This window comes from Bacillus sp. M6-12 (assembly GCF_002860285.1).
Lineage (GTDB): Bacteria > Bacillota > Bacilli > Bacillales > DSM-1321 > Peribacillus.
Genome location: NZ_PGVF01000017.1, coordinates 1 through 22,609, shown reverse-complemented (window position 1 = coordinate 22,609; position 22,609 = coordinate 1). Strand labels below are relative to the sequence as shown.

24 protein-coding genes are annotated in these 22,609 nt (G+C 39.8%); 5 read left to right on the top strand and 19 right to left on the bottom strand.

Annotated elements, in window-relative coordinates; all coding sequences use genetic code 11:
• Window positions 1–27 precede the first annotated feature (27 nt).
• The gene (locus CVD28_RS28890; protein ID WP_257985928.1) at window positions 28–972 is read left to right on the top strand and encodes a thermonuclease family protein; all 945 of its coding nucleotides are present in this window, start codon (window positions 28–30) and stop codon (window positions 970–972) included.
• Window positions 973–1,082: 110 nt separating this feature from the next.
• On the opposite strand, the gene CVD28_RS19585 is transcribed toward CVD28_RS28890, so the two are convergent.
• Entirely contained in the window at window positions 1,083–2,123 is a 1,041-nt protein-coding gene (locus CVD28_RS19585; RefSeq protein ID WP_101595571.1) for an ATP-grasp domain-containing protein, read from the bottom strand.
• Window positions 2,124–2,406: 283 nt separating this feature from the next.
• Here CVD28_RS19585 and CVD28_RS19580 point away from each other — a divergent pair, with 283 nt between their 5' ends.
• Both CVD28_RS19580 and CVD28_RS28885 read left to right on the top strand, forming a co-directional pair.
• Window positions 2,407–2,640 carry a hypothetical protein gene (locus CVD28_RS19580; RefSeq protein WP_101595568.1) on the top strand — a complete coding sequence of 78 codons (234 nt, stop codon included), beginning with the start codon at window positions 2,407–2,409 and terminating at the stop codon, window positions 2,638–2,640.
• Between the two features lie 18 nt (window positions 2,641–2,658).
• On the top strand, window positions 2,659–2,793 hold the full coding sequence (locus CVD28_RS28885; protein WP_257985927.1) for a hypothetical protein: 135 nt from the start codon (window positions 2,659–2,661) through the stop codon (window positions 2,791–2,793).
• A gap of 85 nt (window positions 2,794–2,878) precedes the next feature.
• On the opposite strand, the gene CVD28_RS19575 is transcribed toward CVD28_RS28885, so the two are convergent.
• Together CVD28_RS19575 and CVD28_RS19570 are read right to left on the bottom strand one after the other, a co-directional pair.
• Window positions 2,879–4,282: an aspartate kinase gene (locus CVD28_RS19575; protein ID WP_101595725.1), complete on the bottom strand. Its 1,404-nt coding sequence runs from the start codon at window positions 4,280–4,282 to the stop codon at window positions 2,879–2,881.
• A 180-nt stretch (window positions 4,283–4,462) separates the two neighbouring features.
• Window positions 4,463–5,428, bottom strand: coding sequence for a YsnF/AvaK domain-containing protein (locus CVD28_RS19570; protein ID WP_101595565.1), 966 nt, complete (start codon window positions 5,426–5,428; stop codon window positions 4,463–4,465).
• A gap of 197 nt (window positions 5,429–5,625) precedes the next feature.
• Here CVD28_RS19570 and CVD28_RS27570 point away from each other — a divergent pair, with 197 nt between their 5' ends.
• Window positions 5,626–5,775 carry a BA3454 family stress response protein gene (locus CVD28_RS27570; protein WP_180954236.1) on the top strand — a complete coding sequence of 50 codons (150 nt, stop codon included), beginning with the start codon at window positions 5,626–5,628 and terminating at the stop codon, window positions 5,773–5,775.
• 127 nt (window positions 5,776–5,902) lie between these two features.
• Here CVD28_RS27570 and CVD28_RS19565 read toward each other — a convergent pair whose 3' ends face one another.
• From CVD28_RS19565 to CVD28_RS19505, 13 genes are all read right to left on the bottom strand, one after another.
• A complete protein-coding gene (locus CVD28_RS19565; protein WP_101595721.1) occupies window positions 5,903–6,829 on the bottom strand; it encodes a siderophore ABC transporter substrate-binding protein in 927 nt (308 codons plus the stop codon).
• Window positions 6,830–7,100: 271 nt separating this feature from the next.
• Window positions 7,101–7,859 carry an iron ABC transporter ATP-binding protein gene (locus tag CVD28_RS19560; RefSeq protein WP_101595563.1) on the bottom strand — a complete coding sequence of 253 codons (759 nt, stop codon included), beginning with the start codon at window positions 7,857–7,859 and terminating at the stop codon, window positions 7,101–7,103.
• Entirely contained in the window at window positions 7,856–8,803 is a 948-nt protein-coding gene (locus CVD28_RS19555; RefSeq protein ID WP_101595560.1) for an iron chelate uptake ABC transporter family permease subunit, read from the bottom strand. The genes CVD28_RS19560 and CVD28_RS19555 overlap by 4 nt, the downstream gene beginning before the upstream one ends.
• Entirely contained in the window at window positions 8,796–9,746 is a 951-nt protein-coding gene (locus tag CVD28_RS19550; protein WP_101595558.1) for an ABC transporter permease, read from the bottom strand. Before CVD28_RS19550 ends, CVD28_RS19555 begins: the two co-directional genes overlap by 8 nt.
• A gap of 336 nt (window positions 9,747–10,082) precedes the next feature.
• Window positions 10,083–11,336, bottom strand: coding sequence for a methyl-accepting chemotaxis protein (locus tag CVD28_RS19545; protein ID WP_101595554.1), 1,254 nt, complete (start codon window positions 11,334–11,336; stop codon window positions 10,083–10,085).
• Window positions 11,337–11,668: 332 nt separating this feature from the next.
• Entirely contained in the window at window positions 11,669–12,037 is a 369-nt protein-coding gene (locus CVD28_RS19540) for a VOC family protein (protein ID WP_101595551.1), read from the bottom strand.
• A 77-nt stretch (window positions 12,038–12,114) separates the two neighbouring features.
• Window positions 12,115–12,462, bottom strand: a complete 348-nt coding sequence (locus CVD28_RS19535; RefSeq protein ID WP_101595548.1) for a hypothetical protein — start codon at window positions 12,460–12,462, stop codon at window positions 12,115–12,117.
• A 139-nt stretch (window positions 12,463–12,601) separates the two neighbouring features.
• Entirely contained in the window at window positions 12,602–12,973 is a 372-nt protein-coding gene (locus tag CVD28_RS19530; protein WP_101595544.1) for an STAS domain-containing protein, read from the bottom strand.
• A gap of 146 nt (window positions 12,974–13,119) precedes the next feature.
• On the bottom strand, window positions 13,120–13,812 hold the full coding sequence (locus tag CVD28_RS19525; RefSeq protein WP_101595540.1) for a Na-translocating system protein MpsC family protein: 693 nt from the start codon (window positions 13,810–13,812) through the stop codon (window positions 13,120–13,122).
• Between the two features lie 110 nt (window positions 13,813–13,922).
• Window positions 13,923–14,633, bottom strand: a complete 711-nt coding sequence (locus CVD28_RS19520; protein ID WP_142384801.1) for a DUF2294 domain-containing protein — start codon at window positions 14,631–14,633, stop codon at window positions 13,923–13,925.
• A gap of 281 nt (window positions 14,634–14,914) precedes the next feature.
• Complete coding sequence (locus tag CVD28_RS19515) at window positions 14,915–15,946, bottom strand: DmpA family aminopeptidase (protein ID WP_101595534.1); 1,032 nt, start codon at window positions 15,944–15,946, stop codon at window positions 14,915–14,917.
• On the bottom strand, window positions 15,943–16,893 hold the full coding sequence (locus CVD28_RS19510) for a dipeptidase (RefSeq protein ID WP_101595531.1): 951 nt from the start codon (window positions 16,891–16,893) through the stop codon (window positions 15,943–15,945). The genes CVD28_RS19515 and CVD28_RS19510 overlap by 4 nt, the downstream gene beginning before the upstream one ends.
• A gap of 140 nt (window positions 16,894–17,033) precedes the next feature.
• Window positions 17,034–17,618 carry a GNAT family N-acetyltransferase gene (locus CVD28_RS19505; protein WP_101595529.1) on the bottom strand — a complete coding sequence of 195 codons (585 nt, stop codon included), beginning with the start codon at window positions 17,616–17,618 and terminating at the stop codon, window positions 17,034–17,036.
• 105 nt (window positions 17,619–17,723) lie between these two features.
• On the opposite strand from CVD28_RS19505, the gene pdxR reads away from it, so the two are divergent.
• Window positions 17,724–19,148, top strand: a complete 1,425-nt coding sequence (gene pdxR / locus CVD28_RS19500; protein WP_101595526.1) for a MocR-like pyridoxine biosynthesis transcription factor PdxR — start codon at window positions 17,724–17,726, stop codon at window positions 19,146–19,148.
• A 270-nt stretch (window positions 19,149–19,418) separates the two neighbouring features.
• Here the strand turns inward: pdxR and CVD28_RS19495 are convergent, their stop codons facing one another.
• From CVD28_RS19495 to CVD28_RS19485, 3 genes are all read right to left on the bottom strand, one after another.
• Complete coding sequence (locus CVD28_RS19495; RefSeq protein WP_101595523.1) at window positions 19,419–19,970, bottom strand: hypothetical protein; 552 nt, start codon at window positions 19,968–19,970, stop codon at window positions 19,419–19,421.
• Between the two features lie 226 nt (window positions 19,971–20,196).
• Entirely contained in the window at window positions 20,197–22,011 is a 1,815-nt protein-coding gene (locus tag CVD28_RS19490) for a TolB family protein (RefSeq protein WP_101595520.1), read from the bottom strand.
• A 2-nt stretch (window positions 22,012–22,013) separates the two neighbouring features.
• A complete protein-coding gene (locus tag CVD28_RS19485; RefSeq protein ID WP_101595518.1) occupies window positions 22,014–22,520 on the bottom strand; it encodes an RNA polymerase sigma factor in 507 nt (168 codons plus the stop codon).
• Between the last annotated feature and the right edge of the window lie 89 nt (window positions 22,521–22,609).

The following is a 22,609-nucleotide window of genomic DNA, read 5'->3' as shown; positions in this document are numbered from 1 at the left end:
AGTAAGTAACTGCAGGAGGACCTCACTTTGTACGATCTAATTATTGCAATCTGCTGTATATCAGGGATTACTCTTTTTATCTTTCAACATAAACGCTCATTAATAAAACCTCTGCTTTGTTTTTTTCTGACTTTAATCTCGATTTCTGTTACTGCAGGCTGCACTGCTGAATCACCTGCCAAGAAGCCGGCTGATACTGAAACTGCCCAGAAAGCAGATGAGTCAGAGGAAAAGAAAGTACAGGAAAACAAAGATGTTGAGAGTGATATCCCAGCAGCAGAAAAAGAAACAAACACCGACCAGGAGTCACCTGTTAAAGAAAACCTGATCCCCGCTTTAGTAACCAGAGTGATTGACGGTGACACGATAGAAATTGATATGAATGGAAGGACAGAGGATGTCCGTCTTCTTCTTGTTGATACGCCTGAAACAAAGCATCCTTCCAAACCGGTGCAGCCTTTTGGACCGGAAGCGAGCAGCTTCGCCAAGTTAACGCTCACAGGTAAACAGGTTGGGATTGAGATTGATATTTCTGAACGCGATAAATATGGCCGCCTTCTTGCGTATATCTGGATCGGCGACAGAATGTTTAATGAAATGCTGCTGGAAAAAGGTTTGGCGAGAGTAGCTTATATTTATCCGCCGAACACCAAGTATGTCGACCAGTTCAGGAAGGTTCAGGAGAAAGCACAAAAACAAGCCATAGGTATCTGGAGCATTGAGAACTATGCTTCTGAGGAAGGCTTTGAAACCGAAGGGCAAGATGGGAATGGTTCTTCTGGAAAAACAAGTTCTTCAGCAGGAACCTCTCCCAAAACAGATTCTTGCAATATAAAAGGAAACATTAGCTCCAGCGGGGAAAAAATCTACCATGTTCCCGGAGGCCAGCATTATGAAATAACCAAGGCTGAGGAAATGTTCTGTACAAAAGAGGAAGCAGAAGCAGCAGGATATCGGGCCTCAATGCGATAAATTCACAAAATGAAATTTCGTAAGCTTCTTCTTGTTATTGAGTAATGATGGTTCACATAATCCAAAAGACGCCCAAATTCGTTTGAAATTTGGGCGTCTTTTAATAACGTTTAATTGGTTACTAGCTGTTCCTTTTTTGATAACATAACGGATTGCTCCACATGTGTAGCGAAAATATCAAGCTTAGGAATGGGAACGTCGGCATATCCATTCAGCAGCAGCTTGACAGCAAGATATGGGAAATTTACACCTGAAAGGCAGGAAATGTGCAAACCGCCAGCCATGCGCGGATTTATTTCAAGCAGCTTTGGTTTCCCCTGGCTATATTTCACCTGGATATTGTAAACGTATGGAATCTGATAAATACTATTTACTTTATTGGCTAGGTCCAGCAGTTCCGGAACATCTTCAAGCTCCCTTATCCTGCCGGCAGCTTTTTTTCGCGGCACAGCTGCCAGAAGCTGCCCGTTATATGCCAGGCAATCGATACTGTATTCCACCTCTTCCAAGTACTCCAGTACCATCAGCTCCTCAAAAGAGGATACAGACGACAGTATTTTTACAGCGTTCGCATAAGTAATCTTATGGCTGATTGGGCCAAACAAGTCTTCAACTGTGTTTTCTGTCTCTGTCACTACCCTAAAGCCTGCCCCGCCCCTGCCATTCGCAGGTTTAAAGCACGCCTTTTTTCCCTCGTTCGAAATCATATGATAAGCTTCCTCAAATTCTTCAACAGTCCGGACAATTCGATAAGCAGGGACAAGGCTTGATAAATTGTGTGCCTGGAATGATTCATACAGCTTCCCTTTATGGGACATCGTGTCCATAAGGCCGAAATCCTCACACACCAGCACATTTGTTCCGATTTCCCAAAAGCGGGCAATATTCTCCGAAACTTCAGGTGCATAATGGTATGGAATAAATGCATCAATTTGATGCTTTCTGCAAAAGTCAAGGCAATATTCGATATATTCCCCAGCCTCAAGATCCGGTTCGACTTCATAGTAATCACAAACAGTAAAGTAAACAGTGTCCTTAACAGGGTGCGTTCCGTAAATCTCAAATTCAATACCATCAGAATTTTTTTTAATTGCTTCCATTAAATGATAAGCAGTTGAAAACCAGCGGTTGAACCAAATTTTCTTCTTCATCAAATTCCTCTTCCTTTTGCAGCCTCAGTCATTTTTTCTTCCTATATTATTGTAACAGCTGCATTCATGATTGGATTTCTTTTTTTGAAGAAAGGGTATAACTAAAAAAAACGGAAGAGGAGGTTTTAGCATGAATGGTGATGATCTCTTTAGAATCATGTTTGTTGTCGCAATTGTAGCAGTGCTTGCTGCGGTGTTTTTCTCCTATTGGGCTGCCACCCGAAAGAGTGCCCGGAATAAATAACGGCTTCCTTACTCAATTTATAAGTAAGGAGTTGATATTATGCCGGAAGATAGACGTCAGCCGCATGTAGAATCATCACCGCATTTCGATGGGGCGAATGAAGGAATTGAAAATGATCCAACCGGAACAGCGGGATCCCAAATGGGCATAGTCATGGATACAAAAAAAGAATTTTCTCAAAATCGAAATGGAATCCAGATCGAACTGGAAACTTCAGAGGATATGAGGGAATTTGAAAACATGACAAAGGGAAAGAAGCTGGAAGAAATCTAATCTGTTAGGAGCCTGATGATGAGCGATTGGAACGAACAAGCAGCACCAAACAACAATATTGGTTCAAGCACACTGCTGACCTCAAAGACTCCGGCAGGACCTAAGGGGAAAGCAGACAAAAAATCTATTGGTAACCGAAAAAAGGAAAAATAGAAGAACATAGTGAATGTATTATCCATGACTTAACAAAATGCCAGCAGAACTAAAAACGATCTGCTGGCATTACTATCGGACAAAATCATATTGAGGTGAAATTACTGCGGGGATCACTATTTATTGATTGTTTATAATCTCCAAAAAACTCATCATATAATGCCCTGACAGCCGTATCTGCTTCCTCTTCCATGACTCCAAACATCATGCTGACCTCGGATGACCCCTGATTAATCATTTCCAGGTTCACTCCCGCCTGGGCTAATGCCCTCGAAGCCCGGGCTGTTGTACCGACATTGTGCCGCATACCCTCACCAACAACCATTACCAAAGCAAGATTATGTTCAATATGAACTTCATCTGCTTGAAGTTCATTTGTAATTCTTGATATGATTTCGTCCTCCATTTGCTGATTCACTATTTGGTTCTGCCTTAAAATAATGGAAATATCATCTATTCCAGAAGGGATATGTTCATAAGATAATCCAAAGTCCTCAAATATTTGCAGAATCCTGCGGCCAAATCCTATTTCTCTGTTCATTAAATATTTGCTCACATAAATACTGCAAAATCCCCCATCGCTGGCGATCCCGATTACCGGCCCATTCGTATTGCTTCGTTCATTTACAATCCGTGTTCCTGGAGCGGAAGGATTGTTTGTATTTTTGATATTCACCGGTATCCCGGCTCTAAAAGCCGGGATTAGAGCTTCTTCGTGGAAGACGGAAAACCCCGCGTAGGAAAGCTCACGCATCTCCCGGTATGTTAATTCACGGATTTCTTTAGGATGGCTGACCAGCGAAGGATTAACGGAATATACAGCATCCACATCTGTGAAATTCTCATACACTTCTGCTTTCATGCCGTTTGCCAGTATGGATCCTGTAATATCTGAGCCGCTTCTGGAAAATGTCAATACCTCCCCATCCTTGCTGTAACCGAAAAATCCAGGAAAAATCAATAAACCAGGCCACTCACGAAGTTTATAAAGGTTATCATAAGACTCAGGCAGAACCTGTGCGTTCCCAGGCTCATCACTGACATATAAGCCAGCTTCCTTAGGATTCACATAGCTTGCTTCTATTCCTCTAAATTGAAAATACGCGGCAATCAGCCTGGCATTATTATCTTCACCAGTTGCTTTCACCGCATCCAGATATCTTTCCGGATTGGTTTTATCACCGTTAAGGGCATACAGCAGTCCCGACTCTATCTCATCCATAATATCCGCAGACAATCGGAGTTCCCGCGCAATTCCTAAGTATCTATCAAGTATGTTATCTACTAAGCTATCAGCTTTTCCTTTCCTTAGATAAGCCTCTGCACATTCTATCAGCAAATCTGTAACCTTGATATCATTTGCGTGCCGTTTTCCAGGAGCTGATACAACTACAGCCTTTCGGGTTTGGTCAGAAATAACGATATCGAAAATCTTTTCGATTTGTGAGCCTGATGACAATGAAGAACCGCCAAATTTTACAACCTTCATGTTTGCATCCCCTAATGCTTCCACAGCAATTTTATTTACCATTATTGCGCATTCTTTCACAAGAATCAAGTTTTTTTCTTCTCTAAGAGAACAAATGTACATCTAATATGTACAATATAAATTAAAAAGGGTATCCCCTCGGCCTAAAGGGATACCCTTTTTATTGCTTTTTCCGACAAACTAAATGTTTTTCTTATCCCCAAACAGGGTATTGTCTGTTCCTCGATTCTCTTTATCAACATGTGCTTCCTCTCTTTTCACTGTATCAGACACATGCTTTGTTTCCTCTACTGTCCGTTTGCCAATAACAATTTCTTCAGTCACGACCGGTTTTTTGGTCACATGAATTTGTTCTTCGACAACCGGCACTCTAATCGTTTCATCTTCATCAATGCTGCCTGCATCCGCTGCAGTGTTTTTTGCAGGACGGCGTTCAACATATACTTCTTCATGCTGAACAGGAACCTCTACAGATTTTTGCTCCTCAACAACTTGTTTATTTACCTGTACTTCCCCGGTTTGAACAGCTTCCTTATTTACCTTGAGCTGTTCTTCCCGCAGCTTCATTGTTTTCTCCTCATCTCTCCCTAACCTTTTGTCTTTAGAGAAGCCGGAAGTTCCCGTGTTCATATTTTCAGATGTTTCGGAGGTATCATATCCAGCACGCAAAGAGTCCAGTCCGCGGTCCGCATTTGTGCCATAAGCATTCATATTTTCATCACTATTTGAAGTAAAAGCATTTGGCTCAAGTGCATCAGTCGCTGTGTCCGAATACGTTTCGTACGTATTGGCAGCCGGCCGTTTATCTGAATACACGGCAACCAGAATCTTATCATTATCCAAATCTGATGCGTAGCTGGAAATGTCGTTTGCAGAGATACCATAATCCTTTAAACGTTCACGTGAGTCTTTTTCGTGATCCATCATAAATGAATTTTTGAGCTTATCCATAAATGATTGATGTTCCGAATTTTCGGCAGATGGCCCATCCACCGCCAGCCCTGTCCGTGATTCGATTGGGAAAATATCCTCCCGGTTAGTAATAACTGATAAATCCGTGGCATCATATCCTTTTGATGTTAACGCTTCAATACCTTTGATAGCTTCTTCTGCTGTTTCATACACACCTACTATTTCTCTATTCATGTTGAATTCCTCCCAGTAAGTTTGTTTGTTCAGCAACCTTTGCTGTCGCTACACAAAAACTTTACCCGCCATAAAGAGGTGTAAACAATTAATAATTGACAATACCTTCCACTTCAAAAGTAGCATGTCACAGGTTTTGTCCCCTGCCTTTTTTGGTATACAACAATAAACATCTTTGAAAGGATATGAAAAAGACAATGGTACAAGTAACGATGAGAGTAGATTATTTAGGAAAAACCTATGAAACAAATGTGTTGGCAAAGCCTGAAGCAAACGAGGAAGAAATTTACCAGCAGGCGCTCGACCAAGTAAAAAAACAATGGAGTCTTGAAGATTCCATTCAATGAGGACCGGCCCGTATGCCTGTTTAAGGATTAACATTAAAAAGGCTAAGAGCCACTTACCTGCGCACTCTGTAAAAAAAGTGCCATGTCGATGACAGGCACTTTCCCTATTTTCATAGTTATATTTCGCTTACTCAATTCCCTTATCAATCTCTTTAACCATTTCAGCTACTGAGATTAATCCGCCTCCAGACAGATACCAATAATCAGGGCTTAAATACACGATATTATTATCTTTGTAAGCATTTGTGTTTTTAACCAGATCGTTTTCCACTACATTTTTTGCTGAAGAAGTACCACCTTCAACTACAGCCCCTCTATCAACAACAAATAAATAGTCTGGATTTTTTTCAACGATATATTCAAAAGAAATGCTTTGTCCGTGCTTTGAAACCTCGATATTTTCGTCAGCCGCATCAACACCAAAGACATCATGGATCAGGCCAAACCGGGAATTCTTTCCATAAGCACTGATTTTTCCATCATTAGCTAGGATGATAAGAGCTTTTTTATCAGAAGGAGAAGCCTTTTCATTCAGTTTTTGGATGTCTGCTTCCACTTTAGCTAGCTCTTCCTTCGCCAGGTCTTCTTTATCAAAAATTTGGCCAAGCTTTGTAACATTTCCCTTAAACGACTCCATATACTTTGTTGTATCCAGCCCCATAAAAATGGTTGGTGCGATTTCCTGGAACTGCTCATATGAATCCTGCTGTCTTCCCGAAATGATAATTAGATCTGGCTGCAATTCATTAATAGCTTCAAAGTCAGGTTCCATGAGCCCGCCTGTGTTTCCATACTTTTCATCCTTAAACTTCTCAAGGTATTTTGGGATGTTGTCTTTTGGCAAGCCGGCAGGCTCAATCCCTAGCTTATCCATTGTGTCTAATGTTCCGAAATCAAATACAACAACTTTTTTAGGGTTTTGCTTTACTTTTGTTTCGCCAAGCTGATGCTCGATCGTTAGCTCATTTGACTCAGTGTTCTTTCCTTCAGAGCTGCTGCCTCCTGTTTTCTCTTCAGCTGCTCCACATGCCGCGGTAAAAATTGCAAGCATCATGATTACAACAAATAACGTTAATTTCTTTTTCACTATTGGTCACCTCATTGGATTTTTTTATTTTTAGCTCTGTGAAACACACCTGTTGATTTTCGCTGCAGGCACTCGCTTTCCGCCGGCGGTCCGGGAGCCTCCTCTTACGTTTACGCCTGCGGGTCTCCCTTTGACACGCTACTCCATGGTACATTATCCTTGAAAAAACACCGCACGAAGGAAATGCGAAGCATTTTCGAGGAGCCAAAATCAGCATGAACTTTAACAAAGCCTATTCTTAAGCGTAATAAACAGCAATCTTATTGTCATTGATGTGTTCAATTTTAATGTCCATGTCATACAAATGTTTTAATACCGATTGGTCGATGACACGGTCTGTTGGGGCATCTTTTACAATTTTTCCATCCTTCAAAGCGATAATATGGTCGGAGTAGCAGGAAGCAAAATTAATATCGTGAATTACGATAACAATTGTCTTTCCCAATTCATCCGCCAGCCTTCTAAGCACTTTCATAATTTGGACAGAGTGCTTCATATCCAGATTGTTCAGCGGCTCATCAAGCAGAATATATTCTGTGTTTTGTGCAATGACCATGGCGATGAAGGCCCGCTGCTGTTGGCCGCCGCTCAGCTGATCCAAAAATTTGTGCTGGATATTTTCCAGCTCCATATAGGCGATGGCTTCATCTACGTATTTCCAGTCCTCATTTGTCAGCTTTCCCTGGGAATAAGGGAAGCGCCCGAATGACACTAGTTCTCGGATAGTAAGCCTGATATTGATATGGTTAGACTGCTTTAAGATTGATATTTTTTTAGCCAAGTCACTGCTTTTGCATTTGCTAATATCCTGGCCGTCAATACAAATCTCGCCGCTGCTTTTTGTCATGATGCGGCTGATCATGGATAGCAGCGTGCTTTTACCTGCTCCATTCGGTCCGATAAAGGAAGTAATTTTTCCTTTTTCAATAGTTAGAGAAACATTGTCAATTACATTCTTATTGCCGTATTGCTTGGAAACTTGTTTTACAGTTATCATGATTTATTCTCCTTTAATAGAAGATAGATGAAGTACACTCCACCGATAAAATTGATGATTACGCTAAGCGTGGTCGTAAATGTGAAAACCCTTTCCACAATCAGCTGCCCGCCTACCAAAGCAATGATGGCTATCAGGACAGAGGCTATAATTACATATTTATGCTGATATGTTTTCATAAACTGGTATGCGACGTTTGCGACCAGTAATCCCAAGAATGTAATCGGGCCTACAAGTGCGGTGGATATGGATATTAAAATGGCAACAATAATCAGCAGCCTTTTGACCACATAATCAAAATCCACACCAAGATTGATCGCATGTTCCCGTCCCAGTGACAAAACATCAAGGAACTTCATAAACCTTAAGAAATAGATTCCAATACCGGCGATTCCTATGGCGGCAATTATCAAAAGATCGGTGTTGATATTATTAAAACTCGCAAACATTCTATCCTGGATTACCATAAACTCGTTCGGGTCGATTAAAACCTGCATAAAGGAAGTCAAGCTCTGAAACAGTGTTCCAAAAATAATTCCAATTAGCAGGAGAAAGTATATGTTGGAGCCCTCCCTTTTAAAAAGAACTCTGTATAATATCCCGGAAAAGAAAACCATTAACCCGACGGAAAGCATAAAATTGAAGTTTTTATTCATGACTGTCAGGTTATTTGATCCAAAAACGAAGATTAAAAACGTCTGGATAAGCATGTAGAGAGAATCGAGCCCTATGATGCTCGGTGTTAAAATTTTATTGTTTGTAACCGTTTGAAATACGACTGTGGAGAAAGCGATTGCCGCCCCGGTTATCACAATGGCCAGAACTTTTAAAGCTCTTCTTAGCAAAGCATATTCCCAATAGTTCCCCAGATCTGCAAAAATAAATATCGAGATTAATATAGCTGAAATGATAGCGAGTACAGCTAACTTGACCTTGTTATGCATATGCCTTTCTCCTCATCAGTAAGTAAACAAAGATAGCACTTCCGATGACACCCACGGTCAAACCAATTGGAATTTCATAGGGGTAGATGATGATACGGCCGAGAATGTCGCATGCCAGGATAAACACTGCTCCCAGCAGGGCGGTGTAAGAAAGGCTGTTTTTCAGGTTATCACCCTGATAAATGGTGACGATATTTGGGATTATAAGTCCTAAGAACGGTATAACTCCCGCCGTCAGGATAACCACCGCTGTGATCATCGCAACCAGCGAAAGGCCAATGTTTACAACCTGCTTATACTTAAGCCCAAGATTGATGGCAATCTCCTCACCCATTCCGGCAACCGTAAATTTATTGGCAAAGAGATAAGCAATTATTACTAACGGAATACTGAGATATATAAGCTCATACTGCCCCTGGATGATCATGGAGAAATCCCCCTGAAGCCAGGATGCCATATTCTGAATCAAATCATTTTTATAAGCAAAAAAAGTAGTTATAGAATTTATAATACTGCCAAACATCAAGCCTACCAGCGGTATAAAAATAGCATCCTTATACTTAACCTGATCAAGAATTTTCATAAATATGTAGGTTCCCAGCAAGGCAAACAGAAAAGCAATCAGCATTTTCACCATTGGACTAGCAGACGTAAAGACCATCAATGAAACAAGAATTCCAAATCTAGCGGAATCCATTGTTCCAGCGGTTGTTGGTGAAACAAATTTATTGCGGGTTAGCTGCTGCATGATCAAACCAGCTATGCTCATGCTTACACCCGCCACAATGATGCTAACCAGCCGGGGAATCCGGCTTTCGAGCATTATTTGCACTTTATCTTCGCTTAGGTCCATTAAATCGAACGGGGCGATATCTTTCACGCCAATGAATAATGATGTAACGGAAAGAATAATCAAGGCTGTAAACAAATATCTTTTTTTCATCATTTTTCCTGCTCTTTCCCTGATCTCCTCCGCGAAAGAGAATCATTCTCAGTTATTGCTAAAAAAATCAGCTGTGGTATTTACAGCTTTAAAAATGTAATTATTTTGTATACTCAAATGATAATGAATATCATTATCTTTTGCAAGTATATTTTTATAAAATTTTTAAATATGCTGATTATTTATTCTTTTTTCAAACTTAATCACTTTCTTTACAATACGGAAAAACCCTTTCCTTCTAAGAATACAAAGGAAAGGGTTTCACAGAAATACACTGAAGATGGCAAAGCTAAGGAGCAGCACTTTCTCTAAGCCAAGTTCTTATCTCTGGCTTGTTTATATTTTAAAGGACGCAATAGCTGTTTGCAGATCGTCCGCCATTTTTGTCAGCGAATTAGCTGAAGCTGCTATTTCTTGCATGGAGGCGACTTGCTGCTCTGTTGCTGCCAGGACTCCCTGGGTAGAAGAAGCTGACTCATTGGCAACCTTGGATATTTCATTGATTGAATGAACTACTTGCTGTGTTCCCGCTGACATGCTTTGGATGGAGGCTGAAACTTGCTCAATTTGCTCTGTAACTCCGTTTACAGATTGATAGATTTCGGTAAAGGAACTGCCCGCATCATCCATGATCTTAATGCCATCTTCCACCTCATTGTTCACTGCTTGCATCGTTCCTACAACTTCCTGTGTCTCTTCCTGGATTTTAGATATTAATTGGCTGATTTGCTGTGTTGCTGTCGCTGATTGTTCTGCAAGTTTTCTAACCTCATTGGCAACTACTGCAAACCCTTTGCCCTGTTCTCCTGCTCGTGCTGCTTCAATTGCTGCGTTCAAAGCTAATAGATTGGTTTGGGCGGCAATCCCATTTATAACCTCAATAATATTGCCAATTTCCTGTGACCGTTCTCCTAGGCCCTTTACCACCCGAGAAAGCTCTGTGACATTTGAGTGGATGGAATTCATCTGCTCGCCTGCTGTTTTAATGGAATCTGTACCAGAATTAGCTTTTTCCAGCGATCCGTTTGTATTGTTTGAAACAAGATTAGACCGCTCAGCTACTTCTGCTAGACCAGCAGACATTTCGATGATTACCTGAGATGCTTCCCGCATACCCTGCACCTGCTTTTCGGCACCTTCTGCTACATCCTCAATAATTTCAGATATATGATCGGTAGCCTGCGTTGTCTGTGTTGCCCCCTGCTCAAGCTGGAGGGAGTATACTGAAACATCCTTTGCAGCTTCCCTTACCTGGGTTAGTACTTTACTCCAGGAATCTACTGTTTTATGCAAGCTAACGGCAACTGAGCTTAATTGGCCAAGCTCACTTTCATTGAGGCGATTCGTTAAATCGCCTTTCGATAACTCTTCTAAATATGTATTAATTTTTGCAATTGGAGCAATGAATTTCTTGTGGTTTAATACCGATGATAGAATCCCCACTATAGCCCCTAAAGTGACAACTGATATTATTGTAATCCAAAAAGACATTCCGGTTAGGCCGTTTCCAAAGGAAACTCCTAATCCAATTAAAAATGTGGCGGGAATTACAACAGCCAGCGTCCGAACCATGTAGCTTAAACGACTCATGAATTTTCCTTCTTTCTTAAAACTGGTAAAGACCGGCTTAACACATAGAACCCTCTTGTTTTAGAGGATAATGTATCTGAAATGAAGTAATAAAGGATAAAAATAAGCTGATTATTTTGTTTTTTTATCATTAATAGGTATATCGACGCCAGTTTTCTATTATTTTAGTAAAAAACAAATTAAAGACGATATTAATAGGGAAAAATAATTGCGCTTTATCCAATGAGGCTCAATTAATAGATAGCTCATTCTTGGCAAAGCAGATAAAAGAAATCTGTACGTCCCTGTACTCGATGGATCATCTAATTTTTATATCCACTCGGGAGTTACGATTATACCCATTCCAACAGTTCAATTCGGTTGCCGAATGGGTCGTTGAGATAAATACGTCTGGCACCCGGAAGTTTTCCGTCCTCAATAAATTCGATTTTATGTTCGTTAAGCCGATCTATTAAGGCAGGCAGATTTTCAATCTCTAAGCCTGGATGTGCTTTTTTTGCGGGAGAAAAAGGCTCTTCTATTCCAATATGAATTTGATAATTCCCAAAACCAAACCATACTCCGCCCCGTTTTTGTAATTCTTCTGGCTTTTCAAGCTCGGCCAATCCAAGAATTTCACCGAAAAATCTCCGATATGAATCCTCGCTTCCTTTTGGAGCAGCCATTTGAATGTGATGAACCGATTTAAAAACAAATTCCATCTCAATTCCTCCTCAAACAAATCATATTCTTAGCTTAAATTTATCCTTTAAATTCCAATAAGAAAATGTTTGTTTTTTTATGAGATGTAATAATTTTTACTTATGTCTGATTGTACAGACATTAACACAGTAAAATAACTTCGGATCATTAACCATCGCTCATAATAAAGTTCTGAAAAAGGTAAAATTAATTCTTCTGAATAAAGAATAAGGCAATCTATCTTCGCCCCATTTTTCTGTAGATCAAACAGAAGCGCATGTGGATTTGTGTAATAGGGATATAATTGGTGGGGATTCAGGGTGATAATGTCAATGTTCCGCTCAGCAATCAGCTTTAAGAGAGCTTCTTTTTGCAGCGAGATAGTTTCTTGTCTTGATAAGCCGCCAATGCTTGTCCGCTCATTAATCAAATAAATTCCGTTCACGATAACACCCCAAACAATCAGATATTATCGTTATGGACGAAAAAAGGCATGTATATACGCTATATTAGCAAACGCAAGAAAGAATACTGTGGGTTTTTCGATTTCTTGGAGGATAACTGCCCTTTATGATATACGCTAACTAGATGAGCTTATTTAGTGCGGCCATCACATTTGAGTCAAACGTAAGGTCTTTAAAATATATGCCAGTTTTAATTGCCATCTGCGCAACTAATGGTTGAATTCCTGAGATTATGGTTTTGACTCCAATCAATTGAAGTGCCTGTATTAGCTGTATAAGACTTCGGGCTCCAGCTTCATTAATAAATGTAACTCCTGAAACGTCTATTATCAAATGTTTGATTTCTTTTTCAGAACATTTTTTTAATATTTGACTCATGGCTGTGTGTGATCTCTGAGTATCAATCTTTTCCATTATTTGAAGCAGGGCTACTCCCCTGGAGATAGGAATTATCACATTGCCGAACTCATTACGTCCTGCTTCTTTCGCCATTATTTCTCCCCCTTTCTGATAGTTTAGTAGTCACTGTACAACAGAAATCAAATAAAATGTAAAAAGCCAAACCAAAAAAGCAGCGAGATCCTGCATTTTTGGTTTGGCTCATGTCTGGCTCTACGAATAGTCCAATTCATTTCCGCCTAATCTTTTGGTTTTAAAAAGAAAACAATTACACTTTTATCTAGATCAAGATCCCAATCGACAAAAATGTCCACTATTTTTCGGTTTAATATAGCTTCAAACTCATTATTATGCAAATACTTCTTTTCAAGTATCCGTTTGGTAGTTTTTAATATCTCCCCATACCCTTGACGAATAAGTTCTTTTTCAATTCTGATTAAAATGCCGATGCGAATAAATAATATAGTTCTCTCATTGATCATAAACGAATATAGCTCATCCGGAGCCTTTTGAACTTCCTGGCTAATTTCAGTAATTTTTTGGTCTGCTTCTTTTTTCCTGGCAAAATCCAGGCCAATTTTTTTGTTCACCTTTTCCGGATTAGCAGCAATGCCGATAAATGCTCCTGATTTATTGTGCAATCCCCAATCATAATAAAACTCGCTAATTTCGATATTTGAAAGCCCTTTAATATATGCTTTTATTTCAGGAACCAAGCTTTGAAAAACCAGTTCCCGAGTATTTTGTACAGTATTTTCTTTTTCCTGCTTTAGCAAAGCGATTTCTATCGGCGATATAAAGTTTCGGATATGAATGCAGATGTAAGGTTCAGAAATCGAAACAAATACCGATTCTGGACCCTTTCCAAAATTATCCCTCAATAGCTTTCCTATATAGCTGGCGATTTCTAATTCAGGAGATTTGTTTTCCACGTTATCATACACCCTTTTATAGAATAAAACTATACTTCCTTTTTCCTTTTATATTAAATGGTACCCTTTTTCTCCATTAAAATGCAAAATCGCCAGGTTAAAATCCTCTTCTATATAGATTTCCTTTTAGGCTGTAAAATCAATGTGATTAAACTTTCGTCTTTTGTAAAATTCCAATCAACAAACATATCACTAATTTTATTTCCCAAATATGACTCAAGTAAGTAGGCATCATTATTCAGCAGATCTTTTTCCAATTTCTTTTTCTTCCATCTCATTAAATCCGAGTAGCCATCCTTTATGATTTCCTTTTCAATCATCGTCAGCACACCTGCTCTTTTAATCAAAAGCAGTCTTGAATTCAGTAAGAAAGATGAGATTTCCAGGGGTCGTTTTTGAGCCTCTTCACTTAAAAGCCCAATTTTTTCTTCCACTTGTATTTTCCCTGGATAACTCCACCCTTCACTTTTTTTCAGATTATCAATATTAGAAAAAACACCTAAGATCAATCCGCTTTTATTTAATAAATTCCAGTCGTAATAAAATTCAGCTATTTTTAATCCTGTCATAATTTCAAGCTGAATTTTCATTTCCGGAATCAGCATATTCATAATAATTTCTCTGGTCTTATAAACTGTAAGCATTTCATCCTGATTTAAAAGAGCCTTTTCCAATGGCGTTAAAAAATTTCCAAAATAAATTGCTATAACAGATTTATTGAACGTTACAAAGACAGATTCCGGTCCTTTACCAAAATGTGTACGAAATAGTTTTCCAATAAAACTGCTGAATTCTATATTTATATTTACCTGACCCTTCATTCTGCCCTTCTTTCCTTCACTCTTAATATAGTAAAAATAAAAAAGCCAAATAGAAACAGCATTCACTGTTTCTATTTGGCTCACGTCTAGCTCAATAGTCTAGCCCATTTCCACCAATATAATAAATCTGAAATGTGTGCGTTATGATTCTTAAACAGATAACGGCTTTTTTTCCGTTTCCCTCGATTAATTTTATGTGTAGTTCCCCAATTATTCAACCTTTTTATGTTTTTTTGCTGAATTAAACCTTGATCTCAAAAGAGGTACCTGATTGGTTTGCTTTAAAACGGAAATGCATTAACAATGTGTCCATTTCTTCCAGCCGTAGTGACAGCCTGTAAAAGAGAATTCAAAATCGCCTCTTCAACAGCTTCTGCAGCTGCTGTGAAAATTTCATTCATGACTGGATGGTCTTCCCTCACTTGATCTCGGGACTCCGTGATGATATTTGAATAGTGTGGTATCTTGTGTGCAGTGGAAAAAGCTATTGCAATATCACCGCTGCCATGGCTGTAGTGGCTTCCTGTTCGGCTTAGTCCAACTCCAGTTCGCTTTGCCACTCTGAGCAGCTGCCTGTCGCTTAATGGAGCGTCCGTTGCGATTACAAGTATGATGGATCCATCCGATGTTTCAGATAAGCTACCTGAATTTTGCTTGCCAAGCGAGTACCTGAACTCCTGGAATTCTTCCTTTTTCCCAAAATTGCTTAATACCAGGCAGCCGATCGTAAAACCATCTTCGGTAATCCTGGACGAAGTTCCAATTCCGCCCTTATATCCAAAGCAGACCATTCCTTTGCCTGCACCGACAGCTCCTTCTTTTGCAGTTTCTTTACTCGCTTGCTGTATTGCTTCTATAGCATGCTCCGGCTTAACCGGAAAATGTCGGATCGAATTTAAATAGCTATCATTGCACTCGCCTGCGACAATGTTAATCGTTCCCGTTGTATCCCCGATATCAGGGTTATTTTCAAGCATATATTGGAGGGTGCCCTGTGTAACCGCCGGAACCCCGAATGTGTTCGTCAGCATGATCGGCGATTCGAGCAGCCCCAGTTCATTCAGCTGGATAAGCCCTGTTGTTTTTCCGAAGCCATTGATCACATAACTGGCTGCAGTTACTTTTTCCTGGAATAGGTTCCCCTCATGCGGCAGGATGGCAGTCACCCCTGTGCACGCATAATCCCGGCTATTGTTATCAAACGGATAATCGAGAGTAACGTGCCCTACTTTTACCCCCTTTACATCAGTAATGCAGTTTTTCCTTCCAGGAGGTATTCTGCCAATCTTCATTCCTCTTTCCCTGGCTTTCATCTGTTTTCACCAGCCCAAGCTCTCTGCGGACGATGTTCCATAAAGTTTTGGTACGCAAAACCCCTTACCTCGTCTTCCTTATAATGCTTTAATAATTCATTAATTAGATTCTGAGTTTGTGAGGCATCCTCAAGCCTCTCTATAAAAGAGGAAATTCCATCAAAGTCAGAACCAAAACCAATGTGTTTCACTCCTCCGAGAGAGCAAAAATGGTCTATATGTTTCAGCAAATCCGGGATTGTTGTGATACCATCCGGTGTTGTAAAGTAAGGGCAATAAATCACGTGTACCATGCCGCCGTTTTTAAACATAGCAATAGCCTGTTCATCGGTCAAATTCCTTGGATGGTCGTATATTTGCCGTGAATTGGAATGGCTGGCAATAGGATAGCGGGCTATATCCATGACATCCCAAAATCCTTTATCGCTTAAATGGGACACGTCTGTCAAAATTTGATGTTCATTATTAAACTGGACAATTTCCTTTCCGAACAAAGTCAAACCTGCACCGCGCGGTTCACCTGCCCCATCTGCCGCGAGGTTAGCATTATTCCAGGTTAACCCAACTGACTTAACACCCAGCTGCTGTAAAATACTAAGTTTCTTTATATCGTTCCCAATTGCATCGACGCCTTCAAGGGTAAGCATTGCACCAATTTCTCCGTCTTGCAGTAAATCAATGTCAGACCAATCCTTGATTGGTTTCATTTCAGGATGCTGGCCGATTACTTCTTTATAAAAAATATCAATCTGTTCAAGTGCAGCCTGGAATTTTTGCTCCTGCTTCATATCTGGATCAATCCAGATAGCGAAACCCTGGAGCATTACCCCTCCCTGCTGAAGACGGGTTTTATTAGTCTGAATCTCAGGAGCATTCCCAAACCTCAGATTCCCTTTTGAATCCCATAGTCTTAGCAGCGCATCACAGTGCAAGTCGATTACTTTCATTCAAATATCCCCACTTATAAATTATAAATTTTCTTAATTTTTATATTAAAAAACGATACCACAATTGCGGTATCGCTGCCATCTTTCATATTACGAATAGTTTATATTTTTGGTTATATTAAATAATTCTATTTTTACAATTAATTAACAGAGCTTATGCCACGCTTCTTGCGGTATTCATCCTCCAGAATGCTCATCATAATTGAATCATGATATTGGTGGTTATAATACAGAGCATCTCGCTGTACTCCTTCTTTAGTAAACCCGAGCTGTTCATATACGCGGGCGGCTCTTTCATTATATGAAAATACATTGAGCTCAATGCGGTGCAAATTCAGAATCCCAAAGCCATAATCAAGCATCAAGTTCATTGCTTCCTTGCCATAGCCCTTTCCTTGATGGGCTGCCTCATCAATCGATATTCGAATATTTGCATTACGATTCATGCTGTCTACATCCTGGATAGCGATATCGCCAATGACGCTGTCATCATCGCATAAAGCTATAATGAATAACAAGCTTGTCGGATCCTTTGTTTTGCGGTCAACATAATCATAAATGAATTCGCGGGTAAAGCTTTTTTGTGTTCCAGTCAGCTTTCTGGTTTCCGCGTGAAACAGCTTTGTGAAATAACTTTCCGCATCATCTATGCTGATCGGCCGCAAGTAAACCCTCTCTCCCTCTAAAAATCGAACCGGTTTTTTTTCACTTTTATTAAGAGTCACTTTTTTTCATTCCTTCCAATGTTATACAATTAACGTATCAAAGAACTGTATATATGAAAATGGACAGATTTGATAAATTCCAAGTGACAGTTGAGGAGATTTCCCATGTTAATCATGCCTAGTTTAGATGCCCAAAGCAGTTTGCCACATTATATACAGCTGTACGAATACATAAAAAAAGAAATTATTGCTGGCCGGCTCGAGGTTCACGATCGTTTGCCATCCATCAGAAAATTAGCTGACTTTCTGTCAATCAGCACAACCCCTGTTGAAATGGCTTATCAGCAGCTGCTCGCAGAGGGCTTTATTGAAAGCCGTCCTAAAAGCGGTTACTTTGTCAATGAACTCCCTGAATCGTACTTTACTAAAATCAAAAATGAGGTACTAAACCCGTTGTCTTTTATAGAAGAAGAGCATTCGTATTTGTATGATTTTCACCTATCCAAAAACGATTTCACGCTCTTTCCTTTTCAAATATGGAAACGGTTATACAGCCAAACCCTTCACAAAGATAGCCAGGAGCTGCTTTTTTACGGCAATCCCCAAGGGGAGCTTGGATTGCGAAAAGCAATTGCCCGCTATCTGCACGATTTCCGGGGAGTAAACTGTACTCCAGGACAAATTATTATTGGTGCAGAACAGCATTTGTTAATATCTATCGCCAGCAGGATATTAAAAAAGTATACAAAGATAATCGCTGTTGAAAATCCGGGATACAAATTAATACCTGAGACATTTAAACATAATGGATTCAGCCTTTGTCCCCTTCCGCTGGATGATGGCGGTCTTAATATTGAGGCCTTATACAAGAGTCCGGCCAGGATTGCGGCTGTAAGCCCTTCACATCAATTTCCTCGAGGAATGACAATGCCGATTTCAACAAGGCTGAAGCTATTGGATTGGGCAAGGATAACTCAAGGATTCATTATCGAAGACGATTACGATGGCGAATTCAGGTACCACGGCCGCCCGATTCCGTCGCTCCAGGGACTCGCTCCTGACAGCAGGGTTATTTATATAGGGGGATTTTCTCAGATTGTTGCTCCGGCTCTATGTATCCATTACCTGGTTTTGCCTGATGAACTGTTGCCCCACTACCATCAGTTAAGAATAGAAACTATGTTTGAACAATCATCCTCCAGACTCCATCAAAGGGTACTTCAAGTATTTATTGAGCAGGGCCACTTGGAAAAACATATTCGCAAAATGCGAAACATATATCGCCGGAAGCACGATCGGATCATTGAATCCATCAAGCAGCACTTTGGACAGAAAGCTCGAATAATCGGAAAGGATGCTGGCTTCCATCTTTTGCTCGCCATCAACACCAATGCCTCAGAGAAGCTATTGCTGGAGCTGGCTGCAAATGCCGGAATTCATATTTCCTCCGCTTCTTTTACATGGATTGATAACCCTGGCGGGAGAATAAAGGAGTTTTTTCTTGGGTTTGCAGGCATTCCTTTCGAGACGATCGATGATGGCATCCGGCTGCTAAAGGAGGTATGGGATAAACTGCTGGAGGATTTTTAAAAAGCGGTGGTGCAAGCTGGATCCTTGCAAACAGGAGGAATATTATTCCCGTGATAATGGATTGCTTTTCTATGAAAACGCCCCAATTCCGTAAAAATCCCTTAAAAATGGGGTTTAATACTGTGAAAACAGTTGTTAATTCCGTAAACCCATAAGATTCATAACAAAGCAATGGAAAAACGCCTGGGGGAACTAATTAATTAAACTTCATTCAGATTTTTTCTCCAAAAAAAGACAGAACCGTCAATACTCAGCGGTTCTGCAATCTTTTTAATTTGGGTAGTTTATCGATTCTGGCGTATTCCATATTCCAATAGTTTTTTCAGATGCAGGTGCCACACGACTGATATACCATTGGTAATCCTTCTTTTCTACAACTACAATGGCGCTATCGATGCCCGCTGATCCTGAAGAAGTGGCAAGCTCAAACTGAACTTTATATTCGATTTCTGTAGAGCTTATCTTCTTTTTATCAACAATTTTAGATTTTTCCACCCATGGACTTGACACTCCAGTAACCCAGTGATATGTTTCAAACGGTTTCTTTAATATTGCTTTAGTATTATCGGTTGAAAGGGCATACTGAAGGGCTCCATTTCTGTTCTTCACTGCTTTTGCCCAAAGTATGACTGTTTCTTTCGGATTTGAAGGAACCAAATCTCTTTGCAGCAATGCCAGTTGTTCTTCTGCGCTTGTTTTTGCAGCGGTTTGCACCTCAGTTTCCTGGTTCACTACCGGTTTCTGATCTGACACTGCCGCATAAGAAACAGAGGATAAGCCTCCTAAAGTAATCGCTGTAGCCATTATTAATGATTTTTTCAATTTTTCTTACCTCACTAAAAAATTTACTCATAAGGGCCCTTATGGTTTCACTTATAATAACGGGCAGCTTTTCATTTTGTAACAGAACATATAAAACTTTTTCTTAATAAGGGTGAAAAAAGAGACGGCTAAAAAATGCCGCCTGAAGACTTGCTATTTTACTCAAAAAAAAAAAAAATGAACAACCGTCTTGAATGTAAAAAGCCAGCAAAGCGCTGGCTCCCATCTACAAATTCCCAATCTTCAACTTGATTGGATCAAATATGTTTAATTTTCTTTGTTTTCCATAATACGTTTCAAAAACTAGATTATTTCCCTTCCAAAATACCATATGCGATGATGGCGATGTCTTAATGAGCTTGTTCTTCTGAATATCATAAACCATCAAGAATTTCTTCTCGCCTGATTCCAGGTTGACTGCAAAATGTTTTCCTGAAGGAGCAAATGCCAGGCTTGTAATTCCGATGCCATGTTGTCCATTAAGATTGTTAACTTCAGCAATGGAAGAAACCCGATCTTTCTCCATGTCATATTTGAATAAGCTGACACTGTTAGCCCGGCTTTTGTTTTCTGTTTCTTGAAGACTAAAGATGATTGTTCTGTAATTAGAATCTGCCGCAAGTGAACTGATTCGTACAGGATTCTTCTGGGGAAACTGTTTCTTGACATCCTGAAGGGTGAAGAGTTCCCGTTTTCCTTTTGAAGAAATAAGTGAAACAACTCCTGTATCATCACCTGTTACTGTGTCGAAGGTTGATATTTCCTTGTAGTCTAACTCTTTTGCATGATGGATCATATAGCCTTCTCCGCCTTTAACCATCTCAAATTGGTACTTAGTAATGGAGTAAAAGGCGTTCGCAGTGTAAGTCCGGTAAATTTCAGCTTCGATAAACGTTGATTTCCCTTTTACTTTCGAGTTCAAAATTCTATAACTTACCGGATATGGATTAGAGTATGTAAGGAACTCTGGCGGATTTTCCATTAAGCTTTTCGCGTAATCTTCATCACGGACAATCAGCGCCTTGATATACCTATCCACACTTTCCTTAGCTGTTGCCTCTTGGCCCCCAAAACTAATTTTCATTATTCTTACAGCTGAATCACCAATCCGTTTCTTTAGCACGAATAATTGGCGCTGGTCAGAGTTCCAAATCGGTGAGAAATATTCGTACAATCCTTTTGATCCGACGTCTTCCTGCAGAACAGCATTAAATGTTACCTTCCTCTTTGTCTGTAAATCTGCATCCGTCACCCATACATTATCTACATGATCTTGCTCTTTCACATACCCAATATATGAACCATCCTTCGAAACAGACGGCTGCCTTCCCGTGTCAATTATTCTCTCTTTTTCCGTTTTAATATCCTTTACTATTATCTTTTTCCCTCTTTCAAACACTAGTAAATTAGAGTTAGGATGATAGGCTGGATTCGCGCCGTCAGTGATAACTCTCTCCCGTTTTGTTTTTATATCAATCTCTACGATTTTTTTGTTCTCCCCCATTGCCTTGGCTGCAAAGATATGAAAAGTATCCTTCCAGACCGGGTGCCGATACTCAGATGACTCGTCCCAAATGATCAACTCTCTTTTTTTTGTATTGTTATTAAATACATAAATGCTATCATCCTGTGAATAAACGATTTTCTTTCCTCCATCTTGAACATCCAAATCATCCATTTCATAGGCGGCTACCTTTTCAATCCCTTCATTTGTTTCAACAAAAGTACCTGTTTGTTTTTGCGAGAAAAAGAGTTTCCCCCCGCTATGCGAAATGGTTCCAATGTCTCCGGCTGCGATATCAAAAAAAGACAATGAATCAGTGATATTCAGTGAACTGGCAACAACGCCTGATGTATGAAATCTTCCCTGGATGAAGAATGCGATGAGAGCAGCCGCTGCCAGTCCCGACATACTGATTATTTTCCATCCTATTCGGCTTCTTTTCTTAAATGATTTTCGGAGTTCACTTTTTAATGTTTGGTTTACATAAAGTTGGCCGCGAAGCTTGTATAGCTGCTGTTCAATTTCTTTTTCCTCCATCCTTATTCCCCCATGCACTTTTTCAGTAGTATCCCCATTTTTTTCATAATGCGGTTTGATTTGACACGGATCGTGCCGTCTGTCTTTTGTAAAACCTCGGCAATATCCTTGAATTTTAACCCGCTGAAGTAACGGAGATTAACAATCTCCAAATCTTCCCTCGGCAAAACATCCAGACTTTTTTTTAAACAATCAAGTTCATCAGACTCATCCAGAGGATCTTCAAATTTCACGGGCTCGATGTAATAATCTATTTCATCTGGGACTAAGACCGTTTTCCTTTTCCGGTAAAAATCAATTACTGTATTTCTGGCAATGGTAAACACCCAGGCTTTTTTTGCCGTAATAGTTTCCAAGTTGGCGCTTTTTTCATATACTTTACGGAATGTTTCACTGACAATATCATCCGCATCCCACTTGTTTCCAGTTTTTACATATACAAATCTATATACATCTTCGAAATACTCTTCATAAACATGTTCAAACAGCTTTTCCACTGCATTCCCCATATTCTCACTTACCTTCCTGCCATATTAGACGTTCGAGTCCCGAAAATGTAACAAATGGTTCGTATCAGCGAAAAAAAAAAAAAAAAAAA

Bases quoted from the DNA above. Each gene is read 5' to 3' on its own strand.
- CVD28_RS19585 (WP_101595571.1), bottom strand. From the start codon at position 2,123: ATGAAGAAGAAAATTTGGTTCAACCGCTGGTTTTCAACTGCTTATCAT.
- CVD28_RS19580 (WP_101595568.1), top strand. From the start codon at position 2,407: ATGCCGGAAGATAGACGTCAGCCGCATGTAGAATCATCACCGCATTTC.
- CVD28_RS28885 (WP_257985927.1), top strand. From the start codon at position 2,659: ATGAGCGATTGGAACGAACAAGCAGCACCAAACAACAATATTGGTTCA.
- CVD28_RS19575 (WP_101595725.1), bottom strand. From the start codon at position 4,282: ATGAAGGTTGTAAAATTTGGCGGTTCTTCATTGTCATCAGGCTCACAA.
- CVD28_RS19570 (WP_101595565.1), bottom strand. From the start codon at position 5,428: ATGAATAGAGAAATAGTAGGTGTGTATGAAACAGCAGAAGAAGCTATC.
- CVD28_RS27570 (WP_180954236.1), top strand. From the start codon at position 5,626: ATGGTACAAGTAACGATGAGAGTAGATTATTTAGGAAAAACCTATGAA.
- CVD28_RS19565 (WP_101595721.1), bottom strand. From the start codon at position 6,829: ATGATGCTTGCAATTTTTACCGCGGCATGTGGAGCAGCTGAAGAGAAA.
- CVD28_RS19560 (WP_101595563.1), bottom strand. From the start codon at position 7,859: ATGATAACTGTAAAACAAGTTTCCAAGCAATACGGCAATAAGAATGTA.
- CVD28_RS19555 (WP_101595560.1), bottom strand. From the start codon at position 8,803: ATGCATAACAAGGTCAAGTTAGCTGTACTCGCTATCATTTCAGCTATA.
- CVD28_RS19550 (WP_101595558.1), bottom strand. From the start codon at position 9,746: ATGAAAAAAAGATATTTGTTTACAGCCTTGATTATTCTTTCCGTTACA.
- CVD28_RS19545 (WP_101595554.1), bottom strand. From the start codon at position 11,336: ATGAGTCGTTTAAGCTACATGGTTCGGACGCTGGCTGTTGTAATTCCC.
- CVD28_RS19540 (WP_101595551.1), bottom strand. From the start codon at position 12,037: ATGGAATTTGTTTTTAAATCGGTTCATCACATTCAAATGGCTGCTCCA.
- CVD28_RS19530 (WP_101595544.1), bottom strand. From the start codon at position 12,973: ATGGCGAAAGAAGCAGGACGTAATGAGTTCGGCAATGTGATAATTCCT.
- CVD28_RS19520 (WP_142384801.1), bottom strand. From the start codon at position 14,633: ATGAAGGGTCAGGTAAATATAAATATAGAATTCAGCAGTTTTATTGGA.
- CVD28_RS19515 (WP_101595534.1), bottom strand. From the start codon at position 15,946: ATGAAAGCCAGGGAAAGAGGAATGAAGATTGGCAGAATACCTCCTGGA.
- CVD28_RS19510 (WP_101595531.1), bottom strand. From the start codon at position 16,893: ATGAAAGTAATCGACTTGCACTGTGATGCGCTGCTAAGACTATGGGAT.
- pdxR (WP_101595526.1), top strand. From the start codon at position 17,724: ATGTTAATCATGCCTAGTTTAGATGCCCAAAGCAGTTTGCCACATTAT.
- CVD28_RS19490 (WP_101595520.1), bottom strand. From the start codon at position 22,011: ATGGAGGAAAAAGAAATTGAACAGCAGCTATACAAGCTTCGCGGCCAA.
- CVD28_RS19485 (WP_101595518.1), bottom strand. From the start codon at position 22,520: ATGGGGAATGCAGTGGAAAAGCTGTTTGAACATGTTTATGAAGAGTAT.